General features: G+C 74.7%; 11 protein-coding genes. 4 read left to right on the top strand and 7 right to left on the bottom strand.

The window, feature by feature from the left end:
* Window positions 1-281 precede the first annotated feature (281 nt).
* From ACZ6TV_RS35645 to ACZ6TV_RS35635, 3 genes are read right to left on the bottom strand one after another with little or no spacing between them, the layout of a single operon-like run.
* Window positions 282-881 (bottom strand): thymidine kinase, encoded by a 600-nt coding sequence (locus ACZ6TV_RS35645; RefSeq protein WP_465302324.1) that lies wholly within the window; start codon window positions 879-881, stop codon window positions 282-284.
* A 59-nt stretch (window positions 882-940) separates the two neighbouring features.
* Window positions 941-1,720, bottom strand: a complete 780-nt coding sequence (locus ACZ6TV_RS35640; protein ID WP_465302322.1) for a hypothetical protein — start codon at window positions 1,718-1,720, stop codon at window positions 941-943.
* A 48-nt stretch (window positions 1,721-1,768) separates the two neighbouring features.
* Complete coding sequence (locus ACZ6TV_RS35635; RefSeq protein ID WP_465302320.1) at window positions 1,769-2,554, bottom strand: hypothetical protein; 786 nt, start codon at window positions 2,552-2,554, stop codon at window positions 1,769-1,771.
* A 599-nt stretch (window positions 2,555-3,153) separates the two neighbouring features.
* Between ACZ6TV_RS35635 and ACZ6TV_RS35630 the strand changes: the two genes are divergently transcribed.
* Complete coding sequence (locus ACZ6TV_RS35630) at window positions 3,154-4,614, top strand: serine/threonine-protein kinase (RefSeq protein ID WP_465302318.1); 1,461 nt, start codon at window positions 3,154-3,156, stop codon at window positions 4,612-4,614.
* A 167-nt stretch (window positions 4,615-4,781) separates the two neighbouring features.
* Here the strand turns inward: ACZ6TV_RS35630 and ACZ6TV_RS35625 are convergent, their stop codons facing one another.
* From ACZ6TV_RS35625 to ACZ6TV_RS35610, 4 genes are all read right to left on the bottom strand, one after another.
* Entirely contained in the window at window positions 4,782-7,001 is a 2,220-nt protein-coding gene (locus tag ACZ6TV_RS35625; protein ID WP_465302316.1) for a transglutaminaseTgpA domain-containing protein, read from the bottom strand.
* A gap of 85 nt (window positions 7,002-7,086) precedes the next feature.
* Window positions 7,087-8,187 (bottom strand): DUF58 domain-containing protein, encoded by a 1,101-nt coding sequence (locus tag ACZ6TV_RS35620; protein WP_465302314.1) that lies wholly within the window; start codon window positions 8,185-8,187, stop codon window positions 7,087-7,089.
* A complete protein-coding gene (locus ACZ6TV_RS35615) occupies window positions 8,184-9,137 on the bottom strand; it encodes an AAA family ATPase (protein ID WP_465302312.1) in 954 nt (317 codons plus the stop codon). The genes ACZ6TV_RS35620 and ACZ6TV_RS35615 overlap by 4 nt, the downstream gene beginning before the upstream one ends.
* A 17-nt stretch (window positions 9,138-9,154) precedes the next feature.
* A complete protein-coding gene (locus tag ACZ6TV_RS35610; RefSeq protein ID WP_465302310.1) occupies window positions 9,155-11,770 on the bottom strand; it encodes a fibronectin type III domain-containing protein in 2,616 nt (871 codons plus the stop codon).
* A gap of 248 nt (window positions 11,771-12,018) precedes the next feature.
* On the opposite strand from ACZ6TV_RS35610, the gene ACZ6TV_RS35605 reads away from it, so the two are divergent.
* The 3 genes from ACZ6TV_RS35605 to ACZ6TV_RS35595 are packed head-to-tail and all read left to right on the top strand — an operon-like array spanning window position 12,019 to window position 13,236.
* Window positions 12,019-12,315, top strand: a complete 297-nt coding sequence (locus tag ACZ6TV_RS35605) for a hypothetical protein (protein ID WP_465302308.1) — start codon at window positions 12,019-12,021, stop codon at window positions 12,313-12,315.
* On the top strand, window positions 12,312-12,914 hold the full coding sequence (locus tag ACZ6TV_RS35600; RefSeq protein ID WP_465302306.1) for a hypothetical protein: 603 nt from the start codon (window positions 12,312-12,314) through the stop codon (window positions 12,912-12,914). Before ACZ6TV_RS35605 ends, ACZ6TV_RS35600 begins: the two co-directional genes overlap by 4 nt.
* 28 nt (window positions 12,915-12,942) lie before the next feature.
* Entirely contained in the window at window positions 12,943-13,236 is a 294-nt protein-coding gene (locus ACZ6TV_RS35595) for a WXG100 family type VII secretion target (protein ID WP_465302304.1), read from the top strand.
* The last annotated feature ends 14 nt before the right edge of the window (window positions 13,237-13,250 follow it).

Raw genomic sequence — 13,250 nt, 5'->3', positions numbered from 1 at the left:
TTCTCACCCCCGGAGCCCCCCAATGCGCCGCTCCGCGACGCACTGCCAGCGCGCAGAGCGCGCGTCAGCCTCCTACGCATCCGCGTGCCATCCCCGGTGCCTCCCGCCGCGCTTTCCGTGATCCGGAAGACCTTGTGCACCCCTGACCACACAAACTCTTCGGGATCATGAGAGTCGCGCCGAGCAGCTGGCGGGCGGGCCTGATCTCTGTGATCCGGAAGGGTTTTGGTCGTCAGGGCGACAACAAGTCTTCCGGATCATGGCGGGAGGGAGTGGAGGGGTCAGGCGGCGGCGGTTGACTGCTGGCGGGGGACGGTGCGGGCGGCGGTGGCGGGCAGGACGACGCAGGTGCGGCAGCGGGCCTCGTACGTGTACGTGCCGTCGTCGGGCAGCGCGGTCGACGGTGCCAGTTCGCGCAGCATCGGCTCGCCGTGCTCCAGGACCTGGGTGTAGACGGCGCTGAAGCCGCGGCACACGTCGCAGACCGCGCGCCGGTAGGTCACCGAGGCGGGGCCCAGCTCCAGCAGTGCCCTGACCGGCGCGAACAGCTCGCCGCGGTGGTCCAGGTCGATGCCTGCGGCGACGATCCTGGTGCCGCGCTCCAGCAGCGCGCGCACGACCGCCATGTCGGCCATCGCGAACATGTGCACCTCGTCGATGCCGACCACGTCGACGTCGTCGTCCAGGGCGGCGGTCAGGGAGCTCGCCTTCACGGTGGCGAGGGCCGCGCCGCTGCGGGAGACGACGCCCGCGTCGCGGACGTGGCGGGCGCTCTGGAACACCTTGTGCCGCACGTCGGTGAACTGCAGCGGCGACAGCAGGCTCACCAGCTCGAGCGACTTGCCACTCTTCATCGGCCCCAGGATGACGGTCAGATCCACGGCGGACACGGTACCCCGTAGACCGGCATCACTCGCACAGATGTCGCAAAAGCAGCAGGCTAGGCGCCGGAGAGCGCCAGGTCGGCGCCGGTGCGGATGCCCGGGCCGGCGAGGGTGCTGAGGTTGCCGTCGGCGTCGGCGTGCACGACCCGGGTGCTGGCGTGGTAGCGGATGTTCAGGTTCTCCGCGAAGTGCCGCCCGTTGAGCAGCCCGGCCGCCGCCATGACGGTGCCGACGTCCAGCGCCCAGTACCGGTGGCCCTGGTGCCCGTCGCGGTAGTGCACGGCGATCTCGCCGGACAGGTAGGCGTCGTAGACGACGCGGACGCCGAGGTTCATGCCCAGCGCGACCACCTCGTCGCCGTCGGCGCCCGGCGGCAGGTCGACGCTCGCGGACTCGATGGTGCCGGTGCCCCAGTCGTGGGTGTAGTTGAGCGCGACGCCGCCGGCGGGGAACGTGATGCCGTAGCGGAGCGGCTCGGTGGGGCTGACGCCGTCGGACGGGGACCACAGGTGCGTCGCCGAGCAGGTCAGGCGGGCGCCGTCGCCGGTCAGCGGCAGGCTGACCGGCATCGAGCCGACGCCGGTGACCGACGCGCTCTGCACGACCAGGGTCGTGGTGACCGGCGACCAGTCGTGCGAGCGGTGCAGGAACCCGTCGAGCTGGGCGAGGTCCGGCGCCGCGCCCAGGCACGCCGTGACGGCCTCGGTGAGGGCGTCGCCGGACAGGCCGAAGAGCCCGGTCTCCTCCTCGGTGACCGGATGATGGTCGGCGCCGGTCGCGTTGACGCTGGACGAGGCGTAGCAGAGCCCCGCGATGATCGACAACTCAATGCCCATGACCGGCCCCCTGGATTGTGACGCCACCGTTACGAAGCGTCCCATCCGTTACTGCAAGGCCGGCCTGGAACGCTGAAACCGCACCGAAGAAGGCGTGGTGGATGGCGCGGCGTTGCGCACCTGGAGGGTCGCGCTGAAGGACTCGTCGTCCAGACTGCGCTTCGACGAGGCGGCCAGGTCGGCGGCGGCGGCGGTCTCCCGTTCGAGGGTCGACGCCTGCTGGTACGCGCGGAACAGCCGGTCCCGGATGATCCTGCGCATGCGCAGCTGCTGGGCGAACGGGTGCTCGGTGGGGTCCCAGCCGTTGCGGTGCATGAGCGCGTCGGCGAGGTGCGCGGCGGACAGCTCACCGTTGCTGTGCGCGGCGTTGACCATGCGCACCATGTGCTGGCGGCGGGTCGCCGGGTCGTCCTCGGTGAGCGGGAACGCCTGCGCCCGCTCCAGCCGCCTGACCGCCTCCTCGGCCTCCTCGAACGCCCGCCAGGCCGCGTCCTGGGTGCGCTGCGCGGCCTCCCACTCCTCGCGGCGGCGGGCCGCCATCACCGTGGTCCTGGAGGCGGCGACGGCGAGCTCGTCGCTGAAGCGCTGCAGCTCCTGCAGCTCGGCGGTGCGCTGCTCGGCCGCGAGCTGCCGCTCCCGCGCGGCCTCCGGGTCGCGGACCGCCTTGCGCAGCCGCGCCCACCACGACGGGCCGGGCGCGACGTCGCGGCGCTCCTGCCGCTTGGACAGCAACGTGAGGATGACGAACGTGATGACGACGGCGGCGAGCAGCGCGGCCCAGATGGCCAGGGCCTCGCGCATGCCGTGGGCAAGGTCCTGCAGAGCGGCGTCCATGGATGCACCTCGAGGGGGGATCGAGCGGCGAGAGGGGGACTGCGTCTCAGGCCGGGATCCGGGGTGGTGCGCGTCCCGCGGCGGCACCCACGGTGGCACCTTCAAGAACAACCGCAACCGCGCCGATGTTACCGGCGGCGCCACCGACTGCCTGCGGAAATACCGGGGCGGTCCGGATAGCGGCCGGGAGTCGCACGACCGACGGACGTGCCGGTGCCGCCACGGCCGCCTGCGCCGCGGTGGCCACGGCCGGCACCGGACGGTCCACAGTGGACGGCGGCAGTGCCGGGGTGAACCCGGCGCCGAGGATCAGCGCGCACAACGCCAGCGCGAGCCGTCGCACGCCACGCCGCAGACGGCTGGTCGGCGTAACGACGGACATGACTCAAACATGCCTCGTCACAGCGGAGCCCGCAACACGGGGACGGTGCGACGTGACCCGTCCCACCGCCCCCTTGACACGGTGTCGCCCAGTGGCGGGCGGACCTGAACGCCGCGCTCGCCGCGCCCGCCACCGGCCCGTTTCCGCGCCGACAGGACGACCGGATCAGGCCGCTTCGCCGACCTCGCGGGCGGTGCGGCGGCCATAGGGTGTCGGGGTGGACCTGCGGACACCGTCGATCTCCGGCATCACCCAGTTGCGGCTGCTCGCCCGGGGCGGGTTCGCCTCGGTGTACGAGGGGATCGACGAGCACCTCGGGCGGCCGGTGGTCGTGAAGGTGCTCAACGCGACGGTCACCGACGAGACGGCCAGGACGGCGTTCCTCACCGAGTGCAGGGCGCTGGGGGCGCTGACCAACCGGGCGCACGTCGTGCAGGTCTACCGGGCCGAGATCACCGCGGCCGCCCGGCCGTTCCTGGTGATGGAGCGCTGCAAGGAGTCCCTCGTCGACCTGGTACGCCGCAAGAACACGCTGCCCGCGCAGCAGGTGGCGCGGATCGGGTTCGCGTTGACGAAGGCGCTGCAGGAGGCGCACTCGCAGCGGGAGCCGCTGCTGCACCGCGACGTGAAGCCGGCCAACGTGCTGCTGCGCCCGGACAACACGCCGGTCCTCGCGGACTTCGGGCTGTCGCTGCGGGTCGGCGGCGCGGGCGAGACCGTCGACGGGTACACGCCGGAGTACTCCGCACCCGAGCTCCTCGAAGGCGGCGAGCCGACGCAGCGCACCGACCTGTACGGCCTCGGCGCGACCCTGTTCTTCGCCCTGACCGGCCGGTCGCCGAACCCGGACCGGGAGGGGCGAGACGGTCCCGCGTACGCGGCGCTGATCCGCGCCCGCCGGCCGGACCTGCCCCCGCACGTCCCGGCGCCGCTGCGGGCCGCGGTCCTGCGACTGCTGGACGCCGACCCCGACGGGCGGCCCGCGAGCGCCGGCACGGCGATGATCGACATCTCGCGGGCCCTGGACGGCGAGGGCGAGCGGCAGCCGTGGGAGCCGCCGGTCACGGCCGGCCCGCCGACGGTCGCCGGCCCGCCGACGCGACCGGCCGGTGCGCACCAGGGTGGCCACCCCGGCGGCGACCGGCACGGGCACCAGAGCGGCCCGCCGACGCGACCGCCGGCCGACGCCGGTGAGCCGACGCGGCCCGGTGAGGATCTGCTGCGCAGGCGGCAGGAGGAGCGGCGGCGACCGAAGTGGGTCGTGCCGGTCGCGGCCGGCGCCGCGGTGCTGGTCCTCGCCGCCGGGGTGGTCGGGGTTCTGGCCGCGACCGCCGGCGACGACGACCCGGCGGTCACGGGTGCCCCGGCCACGGCCGGACCCGCGTCGCCGACCGCGCCGGGGCCCGCGGCACCGACCACGGAGATCGTGCTCGCCGAGCCGGTCGACGAGGGTTCGACGGTCACGCTCGCCTGGACCGGACCCGCCGACCTGAGCTACGCGGTGGTGATCTCCCCCGCCGGTGGCAAGGCCGAGGGCCGCCTGGTCGGCAAGGTGACCACCTATCAGGCGAAGGTGGAGCCGCAGGTGCAGTACTGCTTCCAGGTCACCGCCACCGACGGCCGCACCGCCAAGGCCAGCGCCGTCAAGGCGATCCGCGGCGCGGTCTGCCGCTTCTGACCCCGCCAGAAGAAGAGCCGCCGCCGACACGAGCGCGAGCCGGCGCCGACACAGGCACGGGCCGGCGCCGACACGAGCGCGAGCCGGCGCCGACACAGGCGCGGGCCCTCAGGACGGGCCACGGCCCGGAGCGGGCCGTCAGGACGGGCCGGCGACCGAGCAGGCGATCAGGACGGGCCGTTTCTGACCAGGAGCGTGCCGGGGCGCAGGTCGGCGCGGTAGTTCTGCCAGCGCCCCCGGGCGCCGAGGTGGGCGCGGACCTCGTCGGCGGCCCGCCAGGCGTCCGCGGCGGTGTCGGGCGGCACGGCGTCGGCGGACCAGCGGGCCCGGTCGACGCAGGTGGCGAGCCGGACCAGCGCGGGCGCCACATCGTCGCCCGCGACGGCGGCGACGTCGCGGACGGTCATCGCCCGGTCGTCGGCGACCCCGTGGTCCCGCAGCCGGTCCCGGGTCTCGTGCCAGGCGCCGATGACCGCTGCGGCGGGAGCGCCCGCGCGTCGCCGGGAGCCGCGGAGGCGTTTCGCCGCCGGTACACCGGCGAGCCAGAGCAGACCGAGCAGCAGCGCGACGCCGGAGACGGACACGACCGCCGGGACGCCGCCGGACGGGTTCTGCGACGGGGGCGCGACCGGCGCCGCGGAAGGCGGGGCCGTGGTGGGGGCGCCGATCGCCGACTGGGTCGTGACCGGCTTCGGCCCGGTGTCCTTGGCGTCCGCGACGGTGTCGGTGGCCTTCCCGCCGGTGGTGCTGGTCGGGTCGAGGGGGATCCAGCCGTACCCGGCGACGGCGACCTCCGGCCACGCGAGCACGTCGCGGAAGTGCACGACCGTGGTGCCGCCGGCGTCCGCGCCGGTGGGCTGGCGGAAGCCGACGACGAGCCTGGCCGGGATGCCCAGCAGCCGGGCGAGGACGACGTACGCGGCGGCGAACTGCTCGCTGGTGCCGCGCTTCGCGGTGCCGAGGAAGTACTGCAGCTGCGCGTAGCCGTGCCCGGTCGGCAGCGGGCTGCCGTCGGCGACCTTGTAGCCGGTGCGCAGGAACGTCTCCAGGGCCTTCGCGGTGCGGAACGACGGGGGCGCGTCCTGCACGGCGGCGCGCGCGAACGTCTCCAGGTCCGCCGGCGGGACGCCGAGGGGCATCGCGCCGCCCCGCACGGGGTCGACGGCGGCGTCGAGCAGCGCGTCGGCGTCGACCTTCGGCGTGGTCCAGGTGAGGGTGTACCCGGTGGTGCCGGCGTGCGCGGCGAGCAGCGTCCCGGCGGCCGCGTCGACGAGGACGTCCGCGCCGTCGACGGCGGCGGGTGCGGCCTGGCTCGGCAGCCACGGGCCGGGCAGGTCGACGGGCTGGACCCTGGCGGTGTGCCGGTCGACGGGCGCGCTGACCGCCGGGCCGGCGATCGGGCCGCCGAGGGGGCGGAAGCGGTCGGCGCTGGTCCAGTTGGCGCCGTCGAACGCGTCGTAGACGACCAGCGACCAGCGGTCGGCGGCCGCGCCGGTGCTGACCTTGAACGCGACCCGGTCGGGCCGGCCGAGCATCCCGGCGATCTCGTCGAGCGGGCTGTTGGCCCGGGTGGGCAGCGTGTCCGCGGCGGCCTCCAGGGTCGCCGGCGGGCGGCCGGCGGCGCTCCACCTGGTGACGCCGAGCCCGAGCGGGGCGGCGACGAGCGCCAGGGCCAGCCCGGTGCCGGCGAGGCGGAGCAGGCCGACCCGTCCGGCGGCCGTCCAGGCGAACGCCCACACGGCGCAGCCGCCGAACGCGAGCGCCGCCACGACCGCGTCCCGGCCGGCCGCGGGGGCGAACGCCTGCGCGACGACGAGCGGCGCCGCGGCGGGCAGCAGGGCGAGCAGCGGCGATCCGGTGCGGCGCAGCAGTTCGACGCCGAGGACGGCGCCGGCGAGCACGAGCACCGGCACGAACAGGATCAGGTCGGGCCGGTCGGTGACGGGCCACGTGGTCTGCAGCGTCCGGGCCCACCCGTCGCGGGCCGCGCGGAGCAGGTCCGCGGGGCCGGCGCCGGCGGCGAGGGTCACGGCGGCGGCGCCCAGGGCGAGCGCGAGCGGCGGCCGGACCGCCCCGAGCGGCGGCAGCCACAGGGTGAGCAGGTCGGCGAGCACGACGGCGACGACGGCCGCGGCGAGCAGCGGCAGCAGCGCGGCGCCGAACACCGGCGCGAACTGCCAGCCGCCGACGGCCGCGGCCACCGCGACACCGGCGCCGGCGGCGAGCCTGCGGAGCAGGCCCGTGCCGCCGGGCGCGGCACGGTCCGGGGTCGTCGCCCCGGTCGCACGGTGCTTGCGACGGCTGCCGCGCTCCGGTTCGCCCGCGTCGCCGTCGCCGCCGCGCTGCTGCGGCGCCGGACCGGCCCAGGACCGGGTCGGGGCGCTCATGCGGCGTCCCGTCCGGCGAGGACCGCCCGGACGCCCGGGGACCGCGTCCCTGGATCCACGGCCGCCCCGCGCGGCGAAGCCCCGATCATGCGGCGTTCCATTCGGCGACGACGGTCTCGGCGGACCGGCCGGTCAGGACGGCGACGCCCGGCAGGTGTATGCCCGAGCCGAGCAGGTCGACGAGGACGATCCGCCCGGCGGGCACCCCGCCGAGCCAGGCGAGCCGCGCGGGGTCGCCGGTCACGCCGGTCACGTGGACGAACGTGCCGACGTGTTCGAGCGGCCGGGCCGTCGCCGGCGCCGCCTGCTCGACGGTGCACAGCGCCTCCAGCAGGCCGGTCGCGCCGGGCCGGCCGGACCTGGCGACGAAGTCGAGCCCGGCGGTGGTGCGCAGCCGGGTGCGGTGCCCGGCGGAGACGGCGGCGACGAGCAGCGACGCGGCCACGTCGACCGCCTCCTCGAACAGCTCGGGCGGCAGCGCCGACGGCGTGGTGTCCAGCAGCACGGTGAGGCTCGGCTCCGGCGGGTCGTAGAGGTCGCGGACCATGAGGTCGCCGGTGACCGCCGTCGCCTTCCAGTGGATGTACCGCGGTTCGTCGCCGCGCACGTAGGGGCGCAGCGCGCGCAGCTCCAGCGAACCCCGGACCGTGGCCCGGGCCGCGCTGCCGGTCAGGTTCCGGCGCTGCGGACCGACGGCCGCCACCTCGACGGGCAGCACCCGGGGGTACACCCACAGCTGCCGGGAACCGCCGGCGGAACGGCGACGATCGGTGAGCCCCAGCGGGTCCACCTGCTCGACCCGCAGCGGGCCGACGGTGAGCAGGCCGCGGCGCAGGGGCGTGAACCGGTATTCGCGGACCGCCTCGCGTCCCGGACGCAGCGCCGGCACCCGGACGGGCTCGGCGTCGCGGGCGGCGAACCCGGCGACCGGCAGCCGGCCGGTGTTGCGCACGGTCAGCGTGACCCGGACCCGGTGCCCGCGCTCGACCCGCTCCCGATCGAACTCGCGGCGCACCAGCAGCCGCAGCGGCCGGGCGGCGAGGACCACGCTGAGCAGCACCGCGACGACCGCGACGCAGGCGAGGGCGCGCAGCAGCGGGTAGCCGAGCCACTCACCGGCGGCGTACAGGACGACGGCGGCGACGGTGACGCCGAGTCCCCGCCGGGTCAGGGCCGCGATCTTCACCGCCGGACCAGGCCCGGCACCTCGACGGTGCGCAGCAGGTCCTCGACCACGTCCTTCGAGCTGCGCTTCGCCAGTTCCGCGTGCGGTTTGAGGATGATGCGGTGGGCCAGCACCGGCACCGCGACGTTCTTGATGTCGTCGACGGTGACGTACTCCCGGCCGTCGGTCGCCGCCCAGGCGCGGGCCGCGCGGATGAGCGCGATGCTGCCGCGGGGGCTGGCGCCGTACTCGACGTCCGCGTGCCGGCGGGACGCGTCGCAGATCCGCACGGCGTAGGAGCACAGGTCGTTGTCGACGTGCAGCCGGTTGATGCCGGCGATCAGGTCGCGCAGCGACACCGGGTCGATGACGGCGGGCAGGTCGTCGGGGCTGACCCCGGCGGTGTCGCCCTGGATGGCCCGGACCTCGGCGTCGTGGTCGGGGTAGCCGACCTCGATGCGCATCATGAAGCGGTCGAGCTGCGCCTCCGGCAGCCGGTACGTGCCTTCCAGCTCCATCGGGTTCTGGGTGGCGATCACCATGAACGGCCGGGGCAGCTCGTGGGTCGTCTTGTCGACGGTGACGCTGCGCTCCCCCATCGCCTCCAGCAGCGCCGACTGGGTCTTCGGGGTGCCGCGGTTGACCTCGTCGGCGAGCAGGACGTTGGCGAAGACCGGCCCGTGGTGGAACTCGAAGTCGTTGGTGCGCTGGTTGTACACCATGACGCCGGTGATGTCGCTGGGCAGCAGGTCCGGGGTGAACTGGATGCGCTGCACGACGCCGCCGATGCAGCGGGTCAGCGACCGGGCGATGCTGGTCTTGCCCAGCCCCGGCATGTCCTCGATGAGCAGATGGCCCTCGGCGAACAGCGCGGTGACGACGAGCCGGATCACGTGCGGCTTGCCGTGCACGACGTGCTGGATGTTCGCCAGGAGCCGCCGGTACACCTCAGCGGTGTGCTGTGCGTTCATCTGTCTCGCTGTCCCATCTACCAGGTGAGGTGGTTGGACTCGACGCCGTTGACCCGCGCCCAGACCTGCTGGCCGGTGAATCCGTAGACGCAGGTGTTGCTCGTGGCGGCGCCGGAGCCGTTGGTGGTGACGGTGTAGTTGTAGTAGTCGCCGGTGCCACCCGACGGGCCGCTGGTCACGCAGGTGACGGTGTAGCGGGTGTTGGCGGCGAAGTTCGACATGCTGACGGTCACGTAGCGGCAGGCCGCCGAGTCGCAGCTGCCCGGAATCGTGTGCGCGGCGCCCTTGCCCACGGACACGCTCGGCGGGGGCGGCGGCGGGTTGTTGGTGCGGGCGCTGCCGTGGGCGCCGGTCGGGCCGGTGCCGTAGGCGTTGACCAGCGACGCGTAGATGTCGTAGTCGGTGGCGTAGTCGAGGCCACCGACGGTGATGCTGGCCGCGCAGCCGCCGGACCACCGCTGCGCCCCGTTGAAGATCAGCCGGCAGGTCGCGGGGCCGCTGTTGTACAGCACCAGGTTCAGCGACACGGTGATCTGCCGGTCCCCGGACAGCGTGGCGCCGGTGACGTCGGCGTAGGCGGTGCGTCCGGGTGTGCCGTTGGTGGTGGCCGCGGCGCCGGTACGGGCACCGCCGCCCTCCTTGCCGTGGGTGACGGCCCGGACGGTGAACGTGTAGGCGGTGCCGTTGCTCAGCCCGTCGAAGGAGACCGGGCCCGCGGTGACCTCGCGGTCGGGCAGCCCGGTGGCGCTGACCACGTAGTGCTCCAGCACGCCGCCCTTGAGGTCGATCCCCGACCACGACACGGTCGCGCCGGCGTCGCGGACGGCGGTGGACGCGCCTGCCGGGGCCGCGGCGGCCTGGAAGGGGGTGGCGCCGCCGCTGGCCCCGGACGCGGGCCCGGCGACGCCGAGGTCGTTGGTGGCGGTGACGGTGAACGTGTAGGTGACGCCGAGCGTGAGCCCGGTCGCGGTGACGCTCGTCCCGGTCGGCCGGCCCACCTGTGTGGTGCTGCCGTCGCTGCCGTCGGCGGTGACCTCGTAGCCGGCGATCGGGTGGCCCTGGCCGTCGGCGGCGTTCCAGGTGACGGCGACGTTGCCGTCGGCGGCGGCCGCGGTGGCCCGGACGTTGCCGGGCGCGCCCGGCACCTCTGAGCTCGGCGTGAACGGCGCCGACGTGGTCGCCGGCCCGGTGCCGGTGCCGTTGCGGGCGAGGACCGAGGCGGTGTACGCGGTGCCGTTGCGCAGCCCGGTCACGGTCGCCGCGAGCTGGTTGCCGGGCACGTCGAGGCTGCCGGTGCCGGAGCCGTCGGCGGCCTGCCACGACACGGTGTAGGCGGTGACCGGGTCGTTGTTGGCGGCCGCGGCGGTCCACGAGACGCGGGCCTGCGCGTTGCCGGGCACGGCCGTCACCCGGCCCGGCGCGCCGGGCGCCTTCTTCACCTTGCTGGTGCCGCCGCCGGGCGGCGGCGTGGTCACCGGCGGGGTCTTCGTAGGGGGCGGCGGCAGCGACGGCTGCGCCTGCGGGACCTCCGCGCCGCCGACGGGCACGGTGGTGACGGACCCGTCCTTGTCCACGACGAGGGTGTGCGTGCCGTCCTTGTTGTCGACGTACAGCCGCTGGTCCTGCCCCTTGATGATCTTCACGTTCTGGCCGCCGCCGGGGACGGGCTGCTTGCCGAGCGGCTTGCCGTTGCCGTCGAACGTGAGGACCTCGCCGGTGGTGGTGTTGAGCACCGCGACGGTGCCCTCGCCGACGGCGACCTGCCCGTAGTCGCCGGCCGTCAGGGGCACGGCGATGGGCGCGCCGCCGGCGCCGCCCTTGGCGAAGTGGCTGACGTCGGCGAAGAGCAGCTGCGGCCGGGCGCCGTCGATGATCGGCAGGCGGCCACCCACGTCGGCGTCGCCGAACCTGGCGCCGCCGGGCAGCGTCAGGCCGAGCGGCACCGCCGGGCCGAGCCCGTCCTCGCCGATGGTGTGCGCGGCGGCGCCGGCCGCGTCGATGAACGCCGGCTTGCCGCCGATGACGGCGAGGGTGCCGTGCCGGTCGGTCGGCGCCTTGCCGCCGCAGGCGGTGCCGGCCGCGCCGGGCCGGATCCGGCACAGCGCGCCGGTGTCGGTGCGGTGCAGCCACACGGTGCCGTCCTCGGTGGCGACCGGGTCGGCGACGGGACCGCCGAGCTGGATCACGGTCGGCGGCACGGCGAGGCGGACGGCGGTGCCGGTGTCGCGGTACACCAGGTACGGCCCGCCGGTGACCTCCAGGCCGACCGGCTGCTCGGTGATGTTCATCGGGATCGTGGTGTCGACGGTGAGGCTCGGGGTGTCGAAGACCTCGACGCCGCCGGGGCGCAGCACGAAGCCCTTCGACTCGCCCTGCAGCGTGAGCCCCGCGAGGAACTTGCCACCGGGGAAGTTGGCCACCTTCGCGTCGACGTTCTTCGTCGCGCCGTTGATGTGGAAGGCGATCGCCCGGGTGTTGTCGTAGACCCAGTGCCCGGCCTTGCGGTAGCCGGCGAACGGCACGTCGTCGGTGGCGCCGAGGGCGACGGCCCCGCCGACCGCGGCGAGGCCGAGGACGCACCACACCGTCACGGCGAGCCGTGCCCGGCCGAACCCCCGCAGCACGCGCAGCACCCGGCAACCCCTTCCCGGCGGACATCAGCAGAGTGCAGTTAAGCCGAGGGACCGCCGTGCCGTCCTGGCCCGTACCGGTCGGGTCACCGAACGTTCGGACGACATCGACGCATCATCACTCCTAGGGAGTCAGCCGAACGTGTCGTCTGTTACGGATCTCGGGTCGATGCAGGCCAGCGGGGGCCGTGGGTTCAATGGACACCTCCCGTGGCCCGCCGGCGGCCGCGCCCTGTGCGGAAGGGACCGCCGTGGCCGAGATGTTCCGCGCCAACTACGCCGCCGCCGAGACCTTCGCCGCGGACCTGCGCACGATCGCCGCCGACCTGGCGTCGACGAGCTGGGCCACCGACGGCGCCGAGCACGCGACCGGCTCGCCGAAGGTCGCCGGCGCCATCGGCGACTTCTTCTCCGGCTCCTCCGACAGCCGCGCCAAGATGCAGCAGCTGCTGCAGCGGGCGTCCGGGCTGCTGAGCGAGCTGGCCTGCCAGGGCCGGGCGGTCGACCAGGCCCTCGCCGACGCCGTCGACCAGGGCGGCCCCCGGTGAGCGGCACGATCGCGGCGGGCTTCTCCGTCCGCGTCCCCGACACCTGGTTCGAGTTCGACATCTGGCGGGCCACCCGCACCGGCGACCTCGGCCGGCTCGTCGACCGGCGGATCGCGGAGCACCCGGAGCTCGCCCCGCAGCGCGGCATCCTGGTGAAGCTGCTGCGCCAGGCGGCCGAGCAGGCGGAGCAGGCCGGGGCCCGCTTCTGCGCGGTCTCCGGCGAGCAGACCGAGGACGGCATGCTGGCCGCGTCCGCGCTGGTCTTCCAGCGCACCGACGGCACCGCCGGCGAAACGGTCGAGTCGATCGCCGCGCAGATCACCGCGGTGGCCCCCAGGCCCGGATCCCGGCACTGGCGCGCCGTCGAGCTCGTCGAGGTGCCGGCCGGTCGCGCCGTGCGCGTCAGCGGGGTCGGCCCGACGACCACGGCGCCGGACCGGTCCGTGCCGATCGTGACCATGCAGACCCTGGTGCCGCTGCCCGACGGCTACGGCGTGCTCAACCTGGTGCTCACCAGCCCGCAGACCGACCTGGCCGAGCCGATGCTCGACCTCTTCGCCGCCATCAGCGACACGCTCACGTGGCCGCTGCGGGCATGACCGCAACCCTTCGCCGAAAGGACCGACCATGAACGTCCGCGTCGACTACGAGCAGCTCCAGCGCGGCGCCCAGCAGCTGCGGACCGGTCAGCAGGAGGTCGTGGACCAGCTCACCAAGCTCAAGTCGATGATCGACAGCCTGGTGAGCTCGGGCTTCGTCACCGACGTCGCCTCCGGCAAGTTCCACGAGTCGTACATGCAGTGGAACACCGGCGCCACCAACGTCATCAACGGCCTGGAGGGCATGAGCGCCTTCCTGCAGACCACGCTGACGCAGCACCAGCAGCTCGACACCCAGCTGGGCCAGTCGGTCACCGGCTGATCCCGCGACGCCCG

It is taken from the genome of Dactylosporangium sp. NPDC051087 (assembly GCF_055586325.1).
Note: the sequence above shows the minus strand (reverse complement) of the source record. Positions and strands in the feature narration are given on the sequence as shown.